Annotated in this window: 22 protein-coding genes and 2 pseudogenes; 3 read left to right on the top strand and 21 right to left on the bottom strand. The window is 44.2% G+C overall.

Annotation, left to right across the window (positions count from 1 at the left end; all coding sequences use genetic code 11):
• Positions 1-9: 9 nt before the first annotated feature.
• Both KQI22_RS06675 and KQI22_RS06670 read right to left on the bottom strand, forming a co-directional pair.
• The gene (locus KQI22_RS06675) at positions 10-453 is read right to left on the bottom strand and encodes a GNAT family N-acetyltransferase (RefSeq protein WP_216551322.1); all 444 of its coding nucleotides are present in this window, start codon (positions 451-453) and stop codon (positions 10-12) included.
• Positions 454-457: 4 nt separating this feature from the next.
• A complete protein-coding gene (locus KQI22_RS06670) occupies positions 458-889 on the bottom strand; it encodes a MerR family transcriptional regulator (RefSeq protein WP_216551321.1) in 432 nt (143 codons plus the stop codon).
• 144 nt (positions 890-1,033) lie between these two features.
• Between KQI22_RS06670 and KQI22_RS14125 the strand changes: the two genes are divergently transcribed.
• Positions 1,034-1,882, top strand: a complete 849-nt coding sequence (locus tag KQI22_RS14125) for an aldo/keto reductase (protein WP_334299613.1) — start codon at positions 1,034-1,036, stop codon at positions 1,880-1,882.
• 774 nt (positions 1,883-2,656) lie between these two features.
• On the opposite strand, the pseudogene KQI22_RS14120 reads toward KQI22_RS14125, so the two are convergent.
• The 8 genes and pseudogenes from KQI22_RS14120 to KQI22_RS06630 all read right to left on the bottom strand — a co-directional run.
• Positions 2,657-2,989, bottom strand: a pseudogene (locus tag KQI22_RS14120) (1-acyl-sn-glycerol-3-phosphate acyltransferase); the annotation flags it as partial.
• Between the two features lie 218 nt (positions 2,990-3,207).
• Positions 3,208-3,690, bottom strand: a complete 483-nt coding sequence (locus tag KQI22_RS06660) for a PaaI family thioesterase (protein WP_253293538.1) — start codon at positions 3,688-3,690, stop codon at positions 3,208-3,210.
• Between the two features lie 92 nt (positions 3,691-3,782).
• Positions 3,783-5,585 carry a YARHG domain-containing protein gene (locus KQI22_RS06655; RefSeq protein WP_216551319.1) on the bottom strand — a complete coding sequence of 601 codons (1,803 nt, stop codon included), beginning with the start codon at positions 5,583-5,585 and terminating at the stop codon, positions 3,783-3,785.
• 415 nt (positions 5,586-6,000) lie between these two features.
• Positions 6,001-6,228, bottom strand: a pseudogene (locus tag KQI22_RS06650) (transcriptional repressor); the annotation flags it as partial.
• 22 nt (positions 6,229-6,250) lie between these two features.
• Complete coding sequence (locus KQI22_RS06645) at positions 6,251-6,388, bottom strand: FeoB-associated Cys-rich membrane protein (protein ID WP_216551318.1); 138 nt, start codon at positions 6,386-6,388, stop codon at positions 6,251-6,253.
• Between the two features lie 22 nt (positions 6,389-6,410).
• Positions 6,411-8,579, bottom strand: a complete 2,169-nt coding sequence (gene feoB / locus KQI22_RS06640; RefSeq protein WP_216551317.1) for a ferrous iron transport protein B — start codon at positions 8,577-8,579, stop codon at positions 6,411-6,413.
• Between the two features lie 95 nt (positions 8,580-8,674).
• Positions 8,675-8,908, bottom strand: a complete 234-nt coding sequence (locus tag KQI22_RS06635; RefSeq protein ID WP_216551316.1) for a FeoA family protein — start codon at positions 8,906-8,908, stop codon at positions 8,675-8,677.
• Between the two features lie 66 nt (positions 8,909-8,974).
• Complete coding sequence (locus KQI22_RS06630; protein WP_216551315.1) at positions 8,975-9,187, bottom strand: FeoA family protein; 213 nt, start codon at positions 9,185-9,187, stop codon at positions 8,975-8,977.
• 195 nt (positions 9,188-9,382) lie between these two features.
• On the opposite strand from KQI22_RS06630, the gene KQI22_RS06625 reads away from it, so the two are divergent.
• Complete coding sequence (locus KQI22_RS06625; protein WP_216551314.1) at positions 9,383-9,757, top strand: metal-dependent transcriptional regulator; 375 nt, start codon at positions 9,383-9,385, stop codon at positions 9,755-9,757.
• 138 nt (positions 9,758-9,895) lie between these two features.
• Here the strand turns inward: KQI22_RS06625 and KQI22_RS06620 are convergent, their stop codons facing one another.
• From KQI22_RS06620 to KQI22_RS06570, 11 genes are all read right to left on the bottom strand, one after another.
• Positions 9,896-11,203: an O-acetylhomoserine aminocarboxypropyltransferase/cysteine synthase family protein gene (locus tag KQI22_RS06620; protein WP_216551313.1), complete on the bottom strand. Its 1,308-nt coding sequence runs from the start codon at positions 11,201-11,203 to the stop codon at positions 9,896-9,898.
• 103 nt (positions 11,204-11,306) lie between these two features.
• Positions 11,307-12,149 (bottom strand): pyridoxamine kinase, encoded by an 843-nt coding sequence (locus KQI22_RS06615; protein ID WP_216551312.1) that lies wholly within the window; start codon positions 12,147-12,149, stop codon positions 11,307-11,309.
• Positions 12,150-12,321: 172 nt separating this feature from the next.
• Positions 12,322-15,048, bottom strand: a complete 2,727-nt coding sequence (locus KQI22_RS06610; RefSeq protein WP_216551311.1) for an FtsX-like permease family protein — start codon at positions 15,046-15,048, stop codon at positions 12,322-12,324.
• A 1-nt stretch (position 15,049) separates the two neighbouring features.
• On the bottom strand, positions 15,050-15,751 hold the full coding sequence (locus tag KQI22_RS06605) for an ABC transporter ATP-binding protein (RefSeq protein WP_216551310.1): 702 nt from the start codon (positions 15,749-15,751) through the stop codon (positions 15,050-15,052).
• Positions 15,752-15,935: 184 nt separating this feature from the next.
• The gene (locus KQI22_RS06600) at positions 15,936-16,550 is read right to left on the bottom strand and encodes a TetR/AcrR family transcriptional regulator (RefSeq protein ID WP_216551309.1); all 615 of its coding nucleotides are present in this window, start codon (positions 16,548-16,550) and stop codon (positions 15,936-15,938) included.
• 108 nt (positions 16,551-16,658) lie between these two features.
• Positions 16,659-17,270 carry a GNAT family N-acetyltransferase gene (locus tag KQI22_RS06595; RefSeq protein WP_216551308.1) on the bottom strand — a complete coding sequence of 204 codons (612 nt, stop codon included), beginning with the start codon at positions 17,268-17,270 and terminating at the stop codon, positions 16,659-16,661.
• Positions 17,260-17,850: a TetR/AcrR family transcriptional regulator gene (locus tag KQI22_RS06590; protein ID WP_216551307.1), complete on the bottom strand. Its 591-nt coding sequence runs from the start codon at positions 17,848-17,850 to the stop codon at positions 17,260-17,262. The genes KQI22_RS06595 and KQI22_RS06590 overlap by 11 nt, the downstream gene beginning before the upstream one ends.
• Positions 17,850-19,070: an alpha/beta fold hydrolase gene (locus KQI22_RS06585; RefSeq protein ID WP_216551306.1), complete on the bottom strand. Its 1,221-nt coding sequence runs from the start codon at positions 19,068-19,070 to the stop codon at positions 17,850-17,852. The genes KQI22_RS06590 and KQI22_RS06585 overlap by 1 nt, the downstream gene beginning before the upstream one ends.
• Positions 19,071-19,155: 85 nt before the next feature.
• The gene (locus KQI22_RS06580; RefSeq protein ID WP_216551305.1) at positions 19,156-19,944 is read right to left on the bottom strand and encodes an alpha/beta fold hydrolase; all 789 of its coding nucleotides are present in this window, start codon (positions 19,942-19,944) and stop codon (positions 19,156-19,158) included.
• Positions 19,945-20,077: 133 nt separating this feature from the next.
• The gene (locus tag KQI22_RS06575) at positions 20,078-20,548 is read right to left on the bottom strand and encodes a YbaK/EbsC family protein (protein WP_216551304.1); all 471 of its coding nucleotides are present in this window, start codon (positions 20,546-20,548) and stop codon (positions 20,078-20,080) included.
• Positions 20,549-20,581: 33 nt separating this feature from the next.
• Positions 20,582-22,309 (bottom strand): ATP-binding protein, encoded by a 1,728-nt coding sequence (locus KQI22_RS06570; RefSeq protein WP_216551303.1) that lies wholly within the window; start codon positions 22,307-22,309, stop codon positions 20,582-20,584.
• Between the two features lie 141 nt (positions 22,310-22,450).
• Between KQI22_RS06570 and KQI22_RS06565 the strand changes: the two genes are divergently transcribed.
• A complete protein-coding gene (locus tag KQI22_RS06565; protein ID WP_216551302.1) occupies positions 22,451-23,341 on the top strand; it encodes an AraC family transcriptional regulator in 891 nt (296 codons plus the stop codon).
• Positions 23,342-23,420: the final 79 nt, after the last annotated feature.

Here is a 23,420-nt window from a genome sequence, read left to right as displayed (position 1 = left end):
TCATTTTAATCAGACTTTTTTCATATACAACAGTGGATACGGATTTCCCTGTTCATCCAGATCCGTCCGCTTGTAAACCTTAAATCCCATGTGTTCATAAAACCCTTTTGCGGATGGATTTTGTTCATTCACTGCAAGCTCATGGATCGCATACTGATCTATACCGTATTGCAATAACTGCTTCCCGATTCCCTGTCCTCTGTTTTCACTGGAAATAAACAGCATTTCAAGCATGTTATTTGCCACTCCCATGAAACCTGCCGGATTTCCGTTTTTATCTTCTGCGATCACTAAAATCGGAACATCGTTTAATGCCTGCGGTACATACTTCTTAATCTCATTTCTCTCTTCTTCCGATAAAAACAAATGGGTAGCTCTGACAGAGCTTTCCCATACCTTCAATAACTGTTCCACCAATGTGGTGGTTCTGTCTTTTACCTCTATTATTTTCATTCCATTACTTTCCTTTATGCTTCGGTCTGTTCTCCTCTGTCCAGTTTTTCGGATTGGTATCATCCGGTGCAAGCCCTGCAAGGATAGCTTCATAATGTGCTACCTTTTCATCCATATAATGGGCAGTCGCCTCAGCCTCCGCTATACGCCGATAGGCTTCCTCCCGCTGCTTCAAAATGATCGCATAACGTGCCCGCAGATTTTCCTCCGACTCCTCCTGCAGACACAAACGGCAATATTCCTGAATGTCTTCGATAGACGCTCCGCATCCTTTCAGGCACTTGATTCCCTGCATCCAGTTCACAGACTCCTCATTGAACACACGCCGGTTCCTTTCGTCCCGCCCACATGGCAAAAGTCCCTGATCCGTATAAAACCGTAACGTATGCTCTGTTACATCAAACATCTTCGCCATCTGTCTGATCGTATAGTACATGGCTATTCCTCCCCGTGAACAAATCTTATTAAAATCTTGTCCCACGAACTCCATCGAGCCCCGGTAAAAATTTCTTGACTTCGTGTTACACGAACTTATTACAATGATTATAGCATAGCAGTCATTTTCTATGCAAATACAACCATGGAGGACAATAAAATGGAATTTTTAACATTGAATAATGGCATAAAAATGCCGCTGATCGGATTTGGCACATTCATGCTCAACGGAGAAACCTGCACCAATGCTGTTGCGGATGCAATAAAAACGGGCTACCGCATGATCGATACGGCGCAGGCCTATGGAAATGAAAAAGAAGTGGGAGAAGGCATACGGCTCAGTGGCATTGACCGCAAAGATCTGTTTCTTGTTACAAAAGTAAACTTCACTTCTTATGAAAATGCAGAGCAGGCAGTCATGCAGTCGCTCGCTGATCTGCAAACAGACTACATTGATCTGCTGCTTTTGCACTGGCCGTTTGCCAACTATTACGCCGCCTGGCGAAGTCTGGAATCACTCTATCAGGCAGGCCGGATCCGGGCGATCGGCGTCTCCAATTTTGAACCGGATCAGTTTCTTGACCTGATCGCCTACAACAAGATCGTTCCTGCTGTCAATCAGATTGAAACAAATCTTTACTGCCAGCGCAACACCGAGCGTAGCTGGCTTGATAAAAAGCAGGTTGCACATATGGCTTATGCACCGCTTGGACAGGGAAACCGCAATGAAATGTATGCGGAACCAGCCGTACTTGCCCTTGCCCGGAAATACGGTAAGACACCGGCGCAGATCCTGCTCCGTTTCCTGACACAGAAGCATATTGCCGTCATTCCGAGAAGCACAAAGCCGGAACATATCCGGGAAAACTTTGCCTTGTTCGACTTTTCTCTGACCGATGAAGAAATGACGCAGCTTTCCTCGCTGGACAGAAAAGAGCCCCTGATTGGAAAACCGGAAACACCTGAACTGGTAGAGTTCGCACTGACCTGGTAAAGAGCCTCCATTATTCATCTTGTACAGCTCCTCTGTGGCAATCCTCGTCTTTGCCACAACATCGATCGTCTGATCCTTCGGGAAACAATAATACAGATATTCCATATTGCCAATACAGATCATATCCCCAATCTCATACCAGTAATAGTCCGCATATAAACTATAGGATGCCTTTGGGGATTGTCTGTATTGCAATCTGCCCCCGCAGCCCTCCAGCCAAAAACCGTTTCTGTCATGGTGCAGATGTCCGTCGCCCACCTGATAAATGCATTTCAGATCCTTTAACATATAAATGTCTACATCCACATCCAACTGATAGGTTCCGCTCTGCAGTGCCTTCCGTACTTCTTTCCGCTGCCAGTCATACCAGGCCGGAATATGCGTAAAGGTTGTATGCCCGGAAAGGTTCTGCAGCAGACCTGTTTCCGTCAGTTCATGCGTATCTCCGCAGGCTCTGCACGTGATCTTCGTTCCCTCTCCATGCATATATCCCTCTTTTTTACAAACTGCACACTGATATAAGACCCGATTTAAATGATCTGCCCGGAATTTCTCTTTTACAAGAATATGCTGCTCCTGCTGTTCTTTAAAATTATCAAATGTAAAAGCATTGTTCAGCCTTTCCTGTATCTCTTTTGCCAGCATTTTTGTAACTTCTTCCTTTGTAAATAAACAGGTAACATCCGCCGATACTTTTACATCACGCAGTTGGAGGTTGTTATATAAGGGATCACGGAGAAATGCACCATGTGTGCGGATCATAACGACCGGAACCTTTAACAGTTTGACACATTTCCCCAAAGAAGCCGGCAGTGGTGTCGCCGTTCCGTCAAAGCTGTAGCTTGCCTCCGGATACATGAGCACAGAAGTTTTTAATGTATGGAGTGCATAAACCATATCCTTGACCATCTGCACATCTGTTACAAATTTATTCGTCGGAATACATCCGATCCGGCGCATCAGCCACTCTTTTCCAACCAGCCCGTCGGAAGTGCAGATAATATTCAGCAAATGGTCTTTCATGACCGTTTCTGCGATCTTCAGATCAATAAAGCTGGAATGATTCATAAGAACCAGACATGGTTCTCCCCTTTCAAGCTGCTCCATCCCATATTTTTGACATGTAAATCCAACCTTTTTAAGCTCTCCTTTTGACAATGCCAGAATCAGCAGTTTTAAAAGCGGATTGGGCTTTACCGGTTTATGATGTTTTCGCTCCGGAAGTGCCAGCACCTGCTTGTAGCTTAACTCTTTGACTTTTATCTTCATGATTTTTCCCCTTATACAAAATTGTCCTCACCATATCCCTGAACCTACAAGATCCATTATGAAACAACCGGGCGGTTCATCATATAAAATGAAAAGCTGCCCTTATCTATCAGCTGTTCCTTATCATCATACAGATTAGCCTCATATAACGACACATGCTTTCCCTGACGGATCTGTACGGACTCACAGATAATATATGCCGTATCCATTGCCGGCAGAATATAGTCCATGCTGCCATTGATCGTGGAAGAATAACAGCCATAAGTACACGCTGCCACACCCGTTACAATATCCGCAAGTGAATACAGGCAGCCTCCGTGGACGGAACCATACGGATTCAGTATTTCCTTTGTCACCATCATCTTCGCCTTTACATATCCCTGTCCCATATTCATTATTTCAATCTTTAAATTCCGCATATAAAGGTTGTCCTGTGTAAACTTAAGCAGAGTCTGCCTGACAGTCTCGTCCATCTGTCGTTTTTCATTATCTGTCTGTTTCATATGCCTGTTTGTTCCCTTTCTTAGCTGTTTTATCATTGCACTCCTCTTAGGATCCCCTTTTCTGTCTCTGGGCCGGCTCATAAAATTCTGTAATAGCAGGCAGCATTTTGCAGGATTCTGTCACTCTGTCAGATTTCTGTATTTGCTATGATCTGCCAGTTTTCTCCCGTTTTCTTTAGTGTTACCCGGTACAAACCTTCTTCTCCATCTTCATCCATAATACCCGGCGTTCTGTAAAGTACAGAGTAAGCGTCCGCTACTTTATTATAATAGACATCCTGCACATCGATCTGCTTAAAATTGGTATCACTGACTTCCTTTGCAAATGCGCCGTAAGAGGGCAGATAATACCAGCCGATCCGGTGATTGAAATCTGCCATCGCAAAACCGGTTTCGTTCTGCAGAAGTGCCTGCATTTCCTGTTCGGGCAGTGCCATAAAGTCGGTATCAATTTCGTCCAGTCCACTGACCTTCAGATATTCTGCTTCCAGTTCTTCCCTTGAAGCTCCCGTGCTGTCAGAAATACCGGCTCCATTATAGAAGATCTCTCCCAGCTCCGCGTCCTTCACATTCTGATACGTTCTGCTTAAGAAACCGTTGTAGGCTGTGGTGTTCAGCAGGTCTTCCATATTCTTTTCCATTTCTGTATCCTGTTTTTCATACTCCGGCTGATACTGCTCCGGTAACATACGGTCTTCTAATGCCGCATTCTGCTCTGCCTGCTGGATCAGATCACGATTTGCAATCTCCGTTTCGGAAAGTACCGTATCTTCTACGTTTTCGCTCTGACAGTACCAGGCTTTCTTCTGGAAATACTGTGCCAGTGCTTCATCCTGAAAACCTCTGCCATATCGCGCATAGATCTCATTTCTGGCAATACGCAGTCTGTTTTCCCCAAGGTCTCTAAGGTCATCCGCAGACAGTTCTTTTGTGTTACTTTCAGGTAACACATAAGCATCTTCCGCTTCTTCGCCCTCTACAAATTCCATATAAGCATATGGATCGTATACCCATGTCTTATCCTCTTCCAGATAGGAATGATGCAGCAGGAGCTTTGACAAAAAGGTGATATCACTATCTGCTGCACAGACACGGAGTACATCTCTGTCATAAACTGCCGCCGCTGTTTTGGAAAATCCCATTGTATTAAGCTGATCCACATATTCTGTCATGGAATGTCCAACCTCATAAAAATCGGAGCCCTGCAGTTCTTCATTTGCCATCTCCACCAGTTTTTCTCCATTATAACTGTAGGCTTTGACCGCATATTGCATACCGTCCGCAATGACAAAGCAGGAAAGTCCGCTGTCCATGCAGATATATTTGTCATCCTTCAGGAAAAATCTGACATCGCCGCTGTCACAGAAAGAAAATGCCTTTTCCAACAAGGTTTTGGTATCTGCTTTCTGCACCTGTCCGTCTTTTTGCTCATATATGCTGGCTGTGATCGCCCAATCTCCATTCACTTTTTCCATGTCATAGGTAAGCAGCTCCTCACTGCCATCCCCATCAAAATCCCGGATCACAAAATCCAGATTTCCCGCAACCTGAAACGGGCTCTCATCCAAAGAGCTTCTCTGCCACATACCATCCGCAGTCTTTGTATAGGTAAAAGAAACGCCATCCAGATTGCTGCCGTCTAAATGCAGGGCATATTCTGCCAGAGCATTTTTTGTGTCTGCAACCCCGTTTGCATGATCCCCCTGATCTGCCGTCGTATCTGTATTCTGCTTTGCATCTGCCGCATCTGTTTCTTTGTCTGCTGCATCCGTCTCTACCCCGGTATTAGTCTGTTCTCCATCTTTCCCAGTTTCATTTATTTCTGTTCCTTCGCTGGCATCCTGCCCTGCATTTAAGCTGCTCTCACTTTTCCCACAGCCACTGACTGCGATCAGCAACGCAAACACCAGAAAACATACTCTTTTCTTCATAGTTTTCCCCCTTATCTTTTCATTACTATTGCTTTTCTTTCTTATTTTATTCCTGTTATCCCGTTCTGTATAGATTTGTAGTGAAATCTTTCTTTTTCTTTCGATTTGTTCGCGGCGTTTCGCTTCTATTTTTTCATACTTTTTCACCGCGTCCTGCCTTTTTGGACGAACTGCTTCTATACCATTTCAAACAACTTCATCCTTTTCAAGTAAATCCCGCATTTTGGGCGAAACGCCCCTGCCAGTCTCCAGATATCTTCATCCTTTTCAAGCACCACAGACACTTTGGGACGAAAATCCCCTAACAGAGATGAGATATCAAAAAGACCGGAGCACAGAGCTCCGGTCTTTCCGATATTTATTTCTGTAATTCTTCACTTCAAACTGCTGTTTTTTCTTCTTCCGGCGGAAGATTGACCGTAAAGGTACTTCTTCTTGTGATCGCACCAATTTCCTCCAGTGTATTGATCATACGATACACGGTGGCAGGACCGATATTCTGATCCTTTTTGGATGCTTTATAATAAATCTCTTTACAGCAGCAGCAATCCTCTTCCAGTATAATGTCAAGCAATAACAGTCGCTGCTTTGTAATGCGACAACCACGCTCTTTTAAGCGCTGAATGATCATTTCTTTTCGCATATATTACCTCCTATCACACCATTTAATGACAGCCACCGTGACAGTTTTTGCAATCTCCACCGCACTGCAGGGACTTTCCTGCTTTTTTGTCTTTTATCATACTGCGGATGATACATCCGACTATCACGATTAAGATCGCAAGTACTAAAGCTGTACCCATTTGATCACCTCCGGATCAGCATTTATTTTGCAAATGCTTTTTTGTCAATGCTTACATTTAATGTCTTACTTTCTTTATATGGTCTGAATAACAGATACAGGAAACCAAGAACCAGTACAAAAGCTACAACTGTTCCGATTCCAAATGCGCCTGTTGTGATCAGTGTACCGATCTGGTAGATGCAAAGTGCAACTACATATGCCAGAACTGTCTGATAACCGATTGCAAACCAGAACCATTTTGCGTTGTTCATTTCTCTCTTGATAGCACCCATTGCTGCGAAACAAGGAGCACATAACAGGTTGAATACAAGGAAACCATAAGCTGCAACAGGAGTGATTGCCTGGGAAAGTACCTGCCAGATCTCTGCACCATCTTCTGCGACTTCACCGTAACCGAAGAGAATACCGAATGTAGCAACAACATTTTCTTTTGCGATCAGACCTGTAACAGTTGCAACAGCCATCTTCCAGTTACCAAATCCAAGTGGGCTGAAGATTGGAGCGATCACATTACCGATCTTCGCTAAGATACTGCTGTCAAGCTGTTCTGCTTCGAGCATTGTAAAGCTGCCATCGACCCAGCCAAATCCCTGTAAAAACCAAAGTACGATTGTAGATAATAAAATGATTGTACCAGCCTTTTTGATGAATGACCAGCCTCTTTCCCACATACTTCTGAGTACATTACCAACTGTCGGCCAGTGATATGCAGGCAGCTCCATAACGAATGGAGCAGGCTCTCCTGCGAACATTTTTGTTTTCTTTAAGATAATACCGGAGCAGATGATCGCTGCGATACCTACAAAGTATGCAGACCATGAAACCCATCCTGCATTCTGGAAGAATGCACCGGCGATCAATGCAATGATCGGAAGCTTTGCACCACATGGCACGAAGGTTGTTGTCATGATCGTCATCTTACGGTCTCTGTCGTTCTCGATCGTACGGGAAGCCATAACACCAGGAACACCACATCCGCTACCGATCAGCATTGGAATGAAAGATTTTCCGGAAAGACCGAATTTACGGAAGATACGGTCCATAATGAAAGCAACACGAGCCATATAACCGCAGGACTCAAGGAATGCAAGGAAGATGAACAGTACAAGCATCTGTGGTACGAAACCAAGAACCGCACCAACACCACTTACAACACCATCTGCAATCAGGCTTGTAAGCCAGTCTGCACAGTTGATAGATTCAAGTGCTGACTGTACGCCGGGAACGATCCATTCACCGAATAATGTATCATTTGTCCAGTCTGTCAAGATAGAACCTACTGTTGTAACGGATACATAATATACAACGAACATAACCAGAGCAAAGATAGGAAGTGCCAACCATCTGTTTGTTACCCACTTATCAATCTTATCTGAGGTAGACATTGTTTTCTTTTTGTTCTTTGTGTAGCAGGAATCAATGATGGAAGAGATATATACATATCTTTCATTTGTGATAATACTTTCTGTATCATCATCAAATTCTTTCTCCATATCCTCGATTTCTGCAGATACATCTACCTTAGACTGCATCTGGTCGATGATCTTGTCATCTTTTTCCAGAAGCTTGATTGCGAAGAAACGCTTCTGCTCTTCTTTTACATCTGCACCAAGCTTATTGCTTGCTGCTGTAATGTACTTCTCAACCTCTTCACCGAATTCATGAACAGGTGCTACAGACTTGTTAGCCTTTGCTGCTGCGATTGCTTTTTTAACCGCTACATCAATACCTGTACCTTTCAGCGCTGAAATCTCACATGCATCACAGCCGAGTTTCGCACTTAATTTATCGATATGTATCTTGTCGCCTGACTTTTCAACAAGGTCTGACATATTAACAGCCATAACAACCGGAATACCCAGTTCCATGATCTGCGTAGACAAATACAGGTTTCTTTCAATATTTGTACCATCAATGATATTGATGATTGCATCCGGTCTCTCTGTGATCAGATAGTTACGGGCAACTACCTCTTCCAGTGTATATGGTGACAGAGAATAAATACCCGGAAGATCCATGATAACGACATCTGATTCCTTGCCGCTGTAAGCCTTCTTCAGCTTACCTTCCTTTTTCTCAACCGTAACGCCCGGCCAGTTTCCGACGAACTGATTGGAACCTGTCAACGCGTTAAACAAAGTTGTTTTACCGCAGTTTGGGTTACCTGCTAATGCGATCTTAATTGCCATTTTCTCTACTCCTCTTTCTCATTTTATATAACTAATCAAAATAGCCTGTTGCTTACTTTTGTTAGTGTTTACTAACGTATAGACAAAAAAAATTGTTATTCAATAACAATCATTTCTGCGTCTGCCTTACGCAGTGACAGCTCATAGCCTCTTACTGTAACTTCCACCGGATCACCAAGCGGTGCTACCTTTCTTACATAGATTTCTACGCCTTTTGTGATACCCATGTCCATGATTCTTCTTTTGACAGGACCATCACCTGTCAGCTTTTTAACCTTGACAGTTGCACCAACAGCAGCGTTTTTCAGTGTTTTTGACTCGTTTGCCATTTTTATGCTCCTTTTCTTTATTTTATTATCATGCATCTGATGATGCCTGACAGTTTAACCGATCCATTAGATCATAATTTTGTTTGCCATATCTTTTCCTATGGCAACGCGGGACTCTTTGACATTTACGATCAGGTTGCCTCCCATCTGAGATATCACCGTAACCATGCCACCCGTTACAAAACCAAGATTTTCCAGAAACTGTCTTGTTTCCTCTTTACCGCCTACTTTTTTGATTACATTAGGCTCTCCTTCTTTTGCCATTGACAGAGGCATCATATTCATCCCTTTCCTTCTTTTTCAGCTCCATTTGGAAGCTTATCGATAATTTTCTTTCATTTCGAGGTTAGTATACTCTAACGAATATTAGATGTCAACAACTTTTATTGTTTTTTTTTGAGAAATGTGCTATACTTGCGTCAACACAAAAAAGCTCATTATTTTGATACGTTTTGCGTAAGAAAGGGAATGAAAATGGCACCTAATGAATCAGCAGAAAACTATTTAGAGACGATCCTGATCCTGAGCAGAAAGCTCCCGGTTGTTCGCTCCGTTGATATTGCCAATGAACTTGGCTTTAAAAAATCCAGCATCAGTATTGCAATGAAGAATCTTCGTGAAAAGGAACTGATCACAGTCAGTGATGCAGGCTTTATCAACCTTACCGAAGCAGGTCGTGAAATCGCAGACATGATCTACGAAAGACATGAATTTCTGACTTCCTGGCTGACGCATCTCGGTGTAGATCCTGAGATTGCAGCTGAAGATGCCTGCAAGATGGAGCATGTTGTCAGCAAAGAAAGTTTTCAGGCGATCAAGAATTTTGTTGCTTCGACGCAGTCTGAATAAATTGTATATTTCTTCTGTTGTTATTTCATCAGAATTTAATCAGTAAAATAAAACACCGGCTTATGCGATGCAGCATCTGCCGGTGTTTTCACATATTTATTCTTATTCTTCTTATTTCTATACTTCGATACAGAATTTCTACTCAATAGCCTTGAAGGCTTCTGCCAGATCTTCAATGATATCATCGATGTTCTCTGTTCCGATAGAAAGACGGATCGTGTTTGGTTTAATACCCTGATCAAGCAGCTCTGCCTCGTTGCATTCTGAATGTGTGGTAGAAGCCGGATGGATCGCAAGGGATTTCACATCTGCCACATTGGCAAGCAGCGAGAACAGTTCGAGCTGATCGATGAAATCCTGTGCTTTTTTCGCATCTCCCTTGATCTCAAAGGTGAAGATAGAACCGCCACCGTTCGGGAAGTATTTCTTGTAAAGCTTCTGCTGCTCCAGATCATCGGATACGGAAGGATGATTTACCTTTTCTACCTGTGGCTGATCCTTTAAGAACTGTACGACCTTCAGTGCATTTTCCACATGACGCTCTACACGCAGTGATAATGTTTCCAGTCCCTGCAGGAAGATAAATGCATGTACCGGTGATAAAGTTGCACCCATATCACGCAGCAGGATCGCACGGATATATGTAACAAATGCAGCAGGTGCGCAGTCTTTTGCGAAGCTGACACCATGGTAAGATACGTTTGGCTCAACAAGCCATGGATATTTGTCGCTCTTTGTCCAGTCGAATTTACCGCTGTCTACGATCACACCACCGATCGTCGTACCATGTCCGCCGATGAATTTTGTTGCGGAATGTACAACGATATCTGCACCATACTCGATCGGGCGAACCAGATAAGGGGTTGCAAATGTGTTGTCTACGATCAACGGAATATTATGGGAATGTGCAATATTTGCGATTCTTTCAATATCAACAACTTCCGAATTCGGATTACCGAGTGTTTCGATCTCGATCGCTGTTGTGTTTTCTTTGATTGCTGCTTCGATGCCTTCATAATCAAAAGGATCTACGAATGTTGTTTCAATGCCGTAATCCGGCAGTGTATGTGCGAGCAGATTGTATGTACCGCCGTAAATATTTTTGGCTGCTACAATATGATCTCCTTTGTGTGCAACTGCCTGGAATGCATAAGTCAGTGCTGCTGCACCACTACCGACTGCAAGTGCTGCTACGCCGCCTTCGAGTGCTGCGATTCTCTGCTCAAATACATCTTCTGTCGGGTTTGTCAGTCTTCCGTAAATATTCCCTGCATCACGAAGACCGAAACGATCTGCTGCATGCTGGCTGTTATGGAATACATAAGAAGATGTCAGATAGATTGGAACGGCTCTTGCATCTGTTACCGGATCCGGGCTTTCCTGTCCTACATGAAGTTGTAATGTTTCAAATTTTAAATTTCTTTCTGCATATGGTTTTTTACTCATTTTATTCACGCTCCTGTTTCTTTTCTTGTTTCTTTTGATGTATTTATGGTAACATGGGTTTTCCTATCTGTCTAATAGGAAAAAAGAACAACCGGCTATAGTTTTAATCTATAACCAATCGTTCCATTAAAAGTGGCAGAGCCTGTTCAAAATGTACGCCATACCAGTGCTTTTCGTCCCCTGCTGTTGCCTCCATGGCGGCAAGGACAAAATCGGCGGCAAGTGCTGCTGCCTCTTTGATCTCCATGCCTCTCATATAGGCTCCGGTAAAAGCAGACGCAAAGCAGTCCCCTGTTCCGTAACCGTTTCGCGGTAATCTTCTCGTAAAATAATAAGACACTCTGTCCGTTTCACAATTATAAATGGCAACACCGATCTGATCCGGCGTATCACTGACGCCTTTTAAGATGATCTGTTTCGGCCCCAGAGCTGCCAGCCCTTTCAAAAGTACATGTACTTCTGCCTCAGACATTCTGGTTCGGTACGGAAGCCCGGTCAGAAAGGCTGCCTCTGTCAGATTCGGTAAAAGCACATCTGCCTGCCCGCAAAGCTCCTTCATTTTATGTACATACGCTGTATCAAAGCCTGTATACAGCTTGCCAAAATCTGCCATGGCAGGATCAATGATGCACGGTGCCTCCTCCGTCAGCAGTTCTTTTCTGATCTCTTCTACCAGATTGATCTGCCGGATGTTACCCAGATAGCCTGTGTACAGACAGTCAAACTGAAAGCCTTCCTGCTTCCAGTGTTTCAGGATCCCCGGAATATCATCCGTCAGATCATGGAATGTATAATTTTCAAAGGAACCGCCTGTGTGCGTGGAAAGTACCGCAGATGGCAGGATCACCGTTTCGATCCCACAGGCTGATATAATAGGAAGTGCCACTGTTAAAGAACACTGTCCCAGGCAGGAAATATCCTGCATTGTAAGTACGCGTTTTGTCATGTTTTTTTCCTTTGTTTCTAAGACTCACAGATTTTCACTTCATGCTCTGCAGCCGTTTCTTTCAAGCAACTACTATATCATACGAAAAAACCGCAGGGATTTCAATATTTCCCTGCGGTTTTCTCTCTATTTCTATTGGAAGGCGTACGGCTCTTTGCTTCACACCTCTGCATTATTCACGATTCTTCAGTACTTCAGCCGGTACCATTTTCTTCAGTCTGCCCACAAGAAGCTGATTGATGAACAGATAAAGAAGGATCACCGCTACATAAATACCTGCGTACAACTCCCAGCCAAAGGTCAGGTTCATGCTGCTGCCGACATTGGCAACCAGCATCGGATAGATCGCATCCATACATACCTTGGCAAGCGGGATACAGAGCAGCGCACCTGCTGCCACCAGATAAAAGTTACCGCGCAGATACAGTTTCCCGATCTCTTTCGTGCGATATCCGAAGATCTTGATCAGCGAGATATTGAAAGAAGAACGGTCGATCATTACCTTCATCATCAGATACATGACAACACAGAAGATGATCACGGAACAGACAAGCAGCATATAGATCATCGGCCGCATCATCTTAATGAAGATACCGGATGCTTCCTCCACATCTTCCTTTGTCGTTGTCGCATATAATCTGCCGGACGGAATGGAAAGTGCCTTATCGGAAAATACAATATTGTAATAATCACTGCTCTCGTTAAACAACTCCCGCATGCTGTCAATGTCCATAAAGATATAAAGGGAACTTGAATACTGGGCAATGCCTACAATGTCAAAGGCGTATTTGGTATCTGTTTCTTCATCGTTTAAGACAAAGACATCGCCCTCGCTGACATTATATTTCTGTGCAACTGCTGTGGAAATGATGATCTTATTTTTGCCATCCTCCACCTTTGCATCAAAATACGGGTTGTCATCATGGATACCAAGAAGCGTAACGTCCAGATTATAGCCAAGACGTTCCTTCTTCAGCGTCTTGCCGAATGCTTCTTCGCCACCTTCCGGTACTTCCTCTGTCGGATATTTGTATGTATACATATAGGAAAATTTGGTATCTGCCTTATTCTCAATGTTGACATTCTGACACATCACGTAAATATCCAGTCCCATCATGACGATCAGCATAGAAACAAACATACCGAAGATCACAGCAAATGCGGAACGCATCTCACGCAGCATCTGACGGATACGGAATCTTGCTATAAATCCCATATTACCGAGGTTCAGATCCCGGATCCTGCTTGCTTTCTGCTCTTTGCGCAGCATGGAAAGCACCGGTCTGGAAAGTTTCTTGCGGATCACCAGACAGTTGACGATCGCTGCGGTAAGTGCAGGCATAACAAAGGTGTAAACGATCAGGTATGGTGTATACTCAAACGCAGGCACCTGCAGGGAAAAGTAGCCGAAGCAATCCTGCATCTGCAGCCCAATCCCCCATTTACTGAAACCAATCAGCCCGCCGATCACGGAAGATACGGCTGAAACAACAACCGGAAGTGTAATATAATGCAGCATCAGATCACCCGCCGTTACACCAAGCGCATACAACGCACCGATGACGCTGCTTTCCTGCTCAATGCCATGCACCACGAAAACAGAGATAACGTAAGTAAACAGCACCATTAAGATCACACCTGCAATCAGTCCGCCGATCTTATTGATCTCCTGATCACCTGCTGCACCAAGCACTCTCGGGTTATCCCCTGCTACCAGGAAATACGTCATATTGCTGACATCCACATCGAAAATATCATCGATGATATCATCTGTATGATCTTTTAACTCCCGTACACCGTCCGCCAGTTCTTCACTTCCGTCTGCGGCTTCTCCTACGCCATCCGTGTATTCCTTTGTACCGTCCACGTAGCTTTTCAGCTCCTGAAGCTGCATTCTGGCGCCTCTTGCCACCATTCTTGCGCCCGGGTTGTTTGACTGGTTTACATAATTATTCAAAACTGTTTCAAAGTTGTCTGCCGTTACCTCCTGAATGCCATATGCCTTCAATGCTTTGTTTGCCTCATCCAGATAGGCATCGAAAATTTCATCTGCGCCGTCATTCAGGTCGTCACTATAATCCCGCAGCTCACTAAGTCCGTCGCGCAGCTCATTTGCACCGTCCACCAGATCATTTATGCCATTCTCCAGATCATCCTTTTTCCCCATTGTCTGATCCCAATATTCCCGGAAATATGTATCTTTGACATCCTCTGCCGTAAATTCCAGTTTTTTCAGTTCTTCTTTTAACTGTGCATTGGTCAGATTTCCGGTCAGTCTGTAAGCATAGACATACTCTTCCGTTTTTTCACTCTTTCCGCTCTTTCGAAGCATATCATAAGTATCTGCCGTTACAAAAGCAGTTCCGAAAATACTGCTGTCCGCATTGGTATCACTTGTCTGCTTCAGCGGTGCATCATAATCGGGCGTAGACCCGATACCGACAATTTTGTAGGTCGCATCTGCCAGCGTAATGCTGTCTCCGACGTGCAGATCCTTTTCTTCACAGTACCGCTTTTCCAGCACGATCTCATCTTCCGCTTGTGCCAGCTTTCCTTCTTCGAGTGCGATCAGATCGATCTCTTCACGATTCTGATACACACGGAGTGTACTGTGATCTTCCATGCCAAAGTCCAGATAAAACTGTTTCTCCAGCTTGACACCCTTTTTTTCCAGCTTTTCCGTTTCTGTATCTGTCAGCGGGACAAATACACCGAATTGTCCGTCTTCCAACTGATTTTTTCTTGCCTGCTTTTTAGATCCGATGATGATCGTATCCGCTGCACCCACGATACTGACGACCAGATACATAACAAAGATGATCAGTGCAGAAAGTGCCAGATAACGAAACAGATTTTCTTTCAGATCCCGCAGGATTCTTTTCCGTAATACTTTCTGCATCTTATAAGTCCTCCAATTCTCTTGCCGGTACTCTTACTTCGTTTTCATAACTCTTATGGATCAGCCCGTCTTTGATGATCAGCACCTTATGTACCATATTTTTGATGGAATTATTATGCGTAACAATCAGCATTGTCGTTCCGTATTTTGCATTGATCTCTTCCAGCAGGATCAAAATGTCACGGCTTGTTTTGGAATCCAGCGCACCGGTCGGCTCATCACAGAGTAACAGTTTAGGATTTTTGATCAGTGCTCTTGCTATGGCACAACGCTGCTGCTGTCCACCGGAAAGCTGTGACGGAAATTTATTCTGGTGCTCCGTCAGTCCCAGTGTCTGCATCAGATCATTGATATCCAGCGGATGCTCTGTCAGATATTCACAAACCTGGATATTTTCCTTTACGGTCAGATTCGGAACCAGATTGTAAAACTGGAAGATAAAGCCAAGCTGATCTCTTCTGTATTCGGACAACATATCCTGCTTCATTCCCACGATCTCTGTTCCGTCTACCACGATGGAGCCTGATTCTGCAGTATCCAGTCCACCGATACAGTTTAATAGTGTGGATTTACCGGAGCCGCTCGTTCCCTGGATGACACACATCTGTCCTTTTTCCACTTCTGTATTGATTCCCTTCAATACCTGTACATAGCTTCCGTTTTCCCCATAGCTCTTTTTTAAGTCCCTGACCTCTAAATACATTTTTTCTCCTCCTGCCTGAAAATTGGTTATTTGCTTATTGAGAATTTTTTCTCATTACATAACAGTGTTATGTTGTATTGCAAAAAAAAATACATGCGCTGCGGCGTACCATATCGATATCGCAAGCGGCCGTCGCAGGCACAAGAATGTGCCCAGGCGCATTCTTTGTTCTTTATTTTCTTCCTCACTTCACAAAGAGTGACATCCAGCCCGCGACCAGGTAGTTTACAATCTTTGCGATATACTGCTGTGCTCTTTCCTCCGAAGGCTCATGCTGCAGCATATGTACAAAAACATCAATCTGCATATGAGCGATCCAGTGGATCGTATAATCATCGATCCGTTCCATCCCGGCCCTTGCCGCCATTCCGTCTGCCAGAAAACGGTAATGCTGTTCAGCGATTGCTACAAACTCATCCACACAGTACTCATATTTCGATCCCTGTGATCTTGTAATGGCAAGCAGCAGAATATCATAATTCTGATACATGGCATGCAGGATCTGACGGGTCATCTTGATGTCATCCGCATCCTCGGTTTCATCCGGGACGCCGCTTTTGATCTCCTCCTGCTCTGCCTGAAAATGCTGCTGGATATACTCACGCAGTTTCTGCAGGGTCGGTTCCACAAGCTGCGTGAACAGATCTTCTTTATCCTGAAAGAAGAAGTAAAGTGCTCCCGTGGTCACGCCTGCATTTTTACAAATGCTGCGGAGGCTCGCCTGCATATATCCTTTTTCTAAGAACTCCTGTCTGGCACTGGCAAGGAGCTTTTCCCTGGTTTCTTTTTCGTCTTTCATATTTAAGCTCCTTCGCTCCACTCGGAGGCTGCACGGTGCAATAAAATGCAGATAACACTGTTATGTTATTGTAATTTACGAGAATTGTCAAGCAGGAATTATTATTTTCTATACTGTGGGATCAGGATATTTGATCAGTTCGTATAATTTACTGCCGTTTTTGCAGGTGCGGACACCTGCCAGCTCCATGCCAAGATGTCTGTATTTATCGCTTTTCAGTTTTGCATCAGTATCCAGTACAACCGGGAGTCCCAGTCTGTTGCCCTCGGCAAATGCAAGCTCCAGTGCTTTCCGCATGTAGCCCTGTCCCTGATATTCTTCCCGCACACATACCAGCCCGACAAACAGATATTTTTGTTTTTTCTTTTTTAATGCCTTTTCAACAGAAGAAGAGCCGCCGCTTCCGAGAATGCTGAGCATCCGTACCACTTCTCCAAAAGTAGAACCGGCAAATGTTCCTTTTATCAGTTTTTTGGCTGCCTTCATGCTTATTTTTTCATCACTCCGCTTATAGGCGATAAACGCTTCCTGCTTCGGGCCTGTTGTATAGAGCATCCCTGCCTGCAGTACCATTTCCACATAGCCGTTGATATAACTGACGACCGCGTCTTTGCTGCTGTATGCGGAAACAAGCCCCTTCTCGTTCTCCGCATATTCATAATAACCGAATGCATGCCCGATCGCATTGATATCTTTTTCCGTTAATGTTTCAACCTTCATGATTTCCCTCACATATATAATTTTCTATGGTACACAGCACAATGGAGATTGTATCATCCAGTGCCGATTCCACCATTGTTGCCCTCGACTCACGCATAGCGTAAATACTTTTGATCAGATTGGCCATAACACCGCGATCCACGTCTTTTCGGGCATCTGACATCAAAGACAGCCATCTTTCCAGCTCTGCCATCTGATTTTTTGCCTTGAAATAATCAGGATCGACCAGATGCTTCTGCACCCAGAGAAAATCTTCTATCGTAACAAACCGAAGCAGATCATAATCACTGTACAGATAGGCATGAAAAAACTGAAAAAACTCGTGGGTTGTCATCTGCTTCCTGCCAGCCAGCGCAGCCTGCAGCATTTCTTCTACCTTCTGTCCCGCATAAGCCATAAGTGCCCGCAGGTAACTTTCCTTGGAATCGTAGAAGTGATAAAAACTGCCTTTTGCGATCTGACACCGCTTCGTCAACTTATCCACAGTCATGCGCTGCACGCCATATTCCTTCAAAAGCTGCAGCCCTTCCGTAAACATGTTTTCTCTGATTTTTTCCTGTTCCTGTACTGAAAAATGCATTATTTCTCCTCTTTTTTACGCAGGAGCGTTTCATCCCTTCTCTGCAATCCTTCCAGCCAGAGCAATATCGTATCCATTGCCACCTGCTGGTTTCCTACATTGCAGTGATCCGCGCCCTGTTCCTTCTCTGTGATTTCGCGTGCTGCGATCGATCTGGCGTTTTTCAGTAATAACATCTGTCTGCCAATGGACGCTCTTGCATTCATGGTATCCTTACTTCCGCCGATGATCAGATAGTCTTTTGTCAGTTTATCTGCCAGCGGTCTGAGATCGATCCTGTGCAGATAACGAAGCAGTGCATAAACGCCCTTTGCTCCTGTTCTGTGGTAATAGGTATCAAAAAACTGCATCCCATTGCCCTTTTTCAGCTTATAGATCAGATCGATCAACCAGCCAAATAAGAACAGGATCAGATTCAGGATTCCCCATGCGAGTGCTCCCACAACTCTGGAATCATGGAAGTTCAGCGCAAGTGCCGGGAACTGTGCTACACTGACACAACGTGTGATACGCTCGTCAAATGCCGATGCGCGCGGTGCATAAAAACCACCATAGGACTGCCCGACCAATGTCACATCAGAAAGCTTCATATAGTCAAGCACTGCCTTTACCGGCTTCTCCCATTCGATCGGAAGCGTTGCTCCATGCAAACGGATCGTTGCCCCCTGCCCCGGTCCTTCAAACAGATACACCGTATAACCATGCTGCCTTACATACATACACTGCGGGAAAAATTCCTCATAGTTGGAATCAAAACCACCATGTACCACGATATCACCTTTGGATACACCGTCCGGATTCATTTTCAGAAGTGGCAGCGTATATGTTTCATACGGTACTTCTACCTTTTCTACGATCGGATGCTCTCCCACAAAGAAATCTTCAAAATAAGCAAAGAACAACTCCCTTGCCTTTTTCCAGCATTTCAGTGCATCCGGATCCTTCCAGTCCATATAAAACTCCGCCATCCGGTAAAATCCCATTGCGCTTCTGAGGTTACCCTTCGCATACTCCTCATCCGCCACACGCATCAGAACTGTTTTCCAGCTTTTGATATCCTTGATCTGACTACCAACCGTCCGTACCTCGTCGAGGTCTCCCATATCCATATTGACTAACCGGTTCAACTGAAAATTGATGCTGGCATTGTCATTCAGATGATACATGCCTACCGGCAGTACAATCGGCTTCGTGATATCGTATTTTTCCCTTTCGTTCATGATCTCTCTCCTTATATGACTGCATATGTTTGTTTTGGTCACTTGTATGTTAGTCTCTTCTAACTTACTTGTCAACCGCAAACTTTCAGTCTAAGATCATGCACGCATCACAAACTTCTTTTACCCAGCGATCCGCATCCAGCAAAAGCTCCTCATGCTGCAGATCAAATTCACGGATATCAGGATCTGCAAAATGCAATTTATAGCGATCCAGATATTTTTCTCCCATCTTTTTGGCATAGAAAACATGGATCACTGTGCCCGGCACATTGATATGTTCTCCAACCTTTGTATACAGATCGGTGCAGAACTGGTTTTTCATGGACGCTTTGGAAATAAAGGACATATCCAGACTGCCATCGCCTTTCATGATCTCCGTAAAACGTTTCATGTAGTCGGAGCTGTCATTTCCATCATTCATTTTCTTTTCAAACATCTTTTGAAACAGAGAACTGCCTTTTCCTGTAATAAGTGGATAAAACATTGGCATCATGATCGCCGTTTCCAGCTTTGCCAGCCACTTCGGTGCCTGATCCATATCACTTGAGCCGATGATCGCATGCTCAATATGGATCTTGCGGCGGCTGACCAGAAGTGATACAAAAGAACCGCCAAGCGAACAACCATAAGCCGCATAAAGTTTGCCATCCAGCTTTTCCCTGATGTACTGCTCGATCTTTTCTGTTTCATCCAGCTCTGAAATAAACGTGGAATGCTCTGTTTCATCAAATCCGCTATAGCTGACAACCAGCGTGCGGAAATGCTCCGAAAGCCCGGGGATCACATGCCCGAAATTCGATTTCCAATAGCAGCAGGTTCCGGGGAACAGCATGATAACCGGTTTATCTGACTCTCCAAATTCATATACTTTCATATGTATCCACCTCGTATTAGTTAGTCTTTTCTAATCACGGTTATTCTAGCATACCTCTGCATTTTTTTCTACTGTCTGTATTCTTTTCTGTGTATTATTTTCGATTTCCGACTCGCAGTGTGAATTATGTAAACTAATCAACTGCTTCTTTGCACACATCAACCCAGGAAGCCCCTGTGATCTGTGCAAGCTCTGAAACAGAAAGTCTGACTGCACTGTGGTCATCTCCCGCTGCCGGATACACGGTTTCAAACTGCTTCAGGCTTTCATCCAGATAAACAGTGATGCCTTCCTTGATCCCAAACGGACAGACCCCTCCCGGTGCATGTCCGACCGCAGCCTCCACTTCTTCAAAGGGGATCATCTTTGCCTTTATATGAAAGGTGTCTTTGTATTTCCGATTATCAATCCTTGCAGTCCCTTCCGTCAGGATCAGTACTACCTGCTCTCCCTGATAAAAGGACATGGTCTTTGCGATCATCCCCGGCTCTACTCCAAGTGCCGCCGCTGCCAGATCAACCGTTGCCGTTGACTGCTCCAGTTTTATGATCCTGTCCGCAAATCCTGCCTGCTTCAAATATGCTTCTGCTTTTTCAAGTGCCATCTGTCTTTCTCCTTCCTGTTGCCTGTTCTTTCTCTACTTTATATCTATGATCTTGTCATCCGGCAGATATTTCCTGATCATATCTCCGATTATTTTTTCGTCGATCGGCTTTACAATATAATCATTCATTCCTGTTTCAAGCAGTTTTTCTCTTACGCCGGCGATCGCATCTGCGGTAATTGCAATGATCGGCGTTGTCCTGTTTTTTCCATCCTGTCCGCTACGGATCTGTATGGTCGCTTCTTCTCCGTTCATAACCGGCATATGACTGTCCATAAAGATCAGATCATATGTCACCCGCCATGCACTGTCTACCGCTTCTTTTCCATCCTTTGCTTCATCGATCGTGGCTGCCAGCGGCTCCAGCAGATCCTTAACTACTTCTCTGTTGATCCTATTATCATCCACCAGAAGGATTCTTGTGTTTCTTGTACGATATCCGAAAATTTCCTCTGTTTCTGTCCGGATATTTTCCTTTGCCTGCGGTTTCTCCGTTACTACAGCCGGATCCGCAATTTTCTGGGGAATCTGAAAAGAAAATGTACTTCCTTCTCCGTAAACACTGTCAACACCGACAGTACCACCCATGCAGTCTACAAAAGATTTACTGATTGCAAGCCCGATACCGGTTCCTTCTTTTCCGTGATTTTCTTCCTGATTAAACTGGCTGTACATCGTAAAAAGTTTCCCGATATCTTCCTGTCTGACGCCCTGTCCGGTATCCTTTACCCGGTAACCTAAAAGGACTGTATCTGCATCCTGCTTCCGGCAATCTACATAAATATCAATTCTGCCCTGTTCTGTATATTTGATGGCATTAGATGCATAATTGAGCATTACCTGTCTGATCCTGACCGCATCACCGGTCAGATAGGCCGGCATTTTCTGTACATGGTAATAAATCGGTACTTTCTTTTCCATATTTCGTGCATCTATAACAGCCTTCATCTCATCCAACAATCCATCCGTCGAATATATATCCTCTATGATATTAAATTTACCTGCTTCTATCTTAGAAAGATCCAGTATGTCATTAATAATCTCCAACAGACCGGCCGAGGATGAGCGGATGATCGTCAGGCATTTCCTGATATCTTCCGTCATATCCTTACGCAGTGCCACATCAGCCATCCCAATGATCGCATTCATGGGCGTTCTGATCTCATGTGACATACTGGACAGAAAACGGCTCTTTTTCCGGTTTTCTTCTTCTGCACTGAATCTCTCTTCCATCATCCTTTTAGCCCGCTTTACAATATCATATAAAACTACGCTGACTATCAGGTATTCAATCGTATAACCAAGTGCGTATGCAACGAAAATAGACAACCGGTCCATATGCTCATAAACAACCTCATATTTGGTTGCCGTACTGACATAAATCGATAAAAGCATGATCACATAAGAGATCAATTCCATTCTGATCACAACTTTTGGTTCAAAATACAGGCAGCTGAATATCGGAACCAGAATATATGTAATGTATACCCCTACATGGTTACTTGTACCGATAATACCGATAAAAACTGCCATGATTGTCAACATATAATATTTCATCACATGATCCGGCAGAATACGGATCAACAGACCCGGACTTATTGTAATAAAGAGTCCCGCAATCAATGTAATCTTTGTATAAGTCTGTCCAAATTCAAAAACACCGAGAGCTGATCCGATCACCATAGCCAGGATCGCAACCGTACAGATTCCCAGTATTCTTGCAATCATGTAATTGACTTGTTTTGTATTTTTTTCAAACATATTTTCCCTTTTCTCTTTCCCCGCATCCCACGGCCGCCATTTAATGTGTAAATTATAGCATGTTTTATTCCTGTTTGATATAATTACCCAAAAAGAAACATCAAAGATCCAGTCTGAAAACTGATCTGTCAGGGAGCTGTTATGTATCCATATCCACTTGAAAACGAAGTAAACGATGTTACATTACAATATAAAAATCCACTACGGGAAGAGTCGCATCCGGAGCTTGCGCCGGATTTTCCCTACAAGCAGATTGACCGTGATTTTTCCGAGAAGCAGATGGGAGCTCCGTGGCACTGGCACACACAGCTTGAAATCTTTTATATGGAGAAAGGAGATCTGCTCTACCGTACCCCGGGGAAAAGTGTGCTTTTCTCGCAAGGCACAGGCGGTCTGATCAATGCAAACGTACTGCACCGCACCAGGATCCATACCGGCTGCTCTGCCGTTTCGCAGAAGATCCATATTTTCAGTCCTTCCTTTCTTGGTGAAAAAGAAAGCCGGATCTATCAGCGTTATATGTTACCCGTGCTGCAATCCACACAGACTATTTTCCCGTTTTCCGATACCGGAAATGCTCTTGTCCGCAGTTCCTTTCTGCTGACAGAAGATGTCCCCGGCTATGAACTAAAGCTCCGGGAAGTCTTAAGTCAGCTTGTGCTTACCTGCTGTGAATCACTCTCGCAGCAGCAGAATGTTCCGGTCAGACAGACGGATCATAAGCTGCTTGGTATGATCGCTTTTATAGAGGAGCATCTGAATGAAAAACTGTCCGTTCAGGATATCGCCGGTTCTGTTTATATCAGTGAACGTGACTGCTATCGCAGATTCCGCAGTATGCTTGACGAAACACCGCAGCACTTTTTACAGAGTATGCGTCTGGAAAAAGCCTGTCAGCTTTTAACAGAAACCGATCTGCCCGTCCATGAGATTGCAGCACGCTGTGGTATGGACAGCAGCTATTTCACCGCAGTATTTTCCCGTTCGTTCGGGCAAAGTCCCAGTACCTATCGTTTGGCAGGATTTTTATAGTATTTTGGCAGTTTTTCCTCTATAAAGTCCGTTTTATTGGCAGTATTATGATAAATAAGAAATGATTGATAAGCGGATA

The organism is Kineothrix sp. MSJ-39 (genome assembly GCF_018917935.1).
Taxonomy (GTDB): Bacteria; Bacillota; Clostridia; order Lachnospirales; family Lachnospiraceae; genus CAG-194.
Note: the sequence above shows the minus strand (reverse complement) of the source record. Positions and strands in the feature narration are given on the sequence as shown.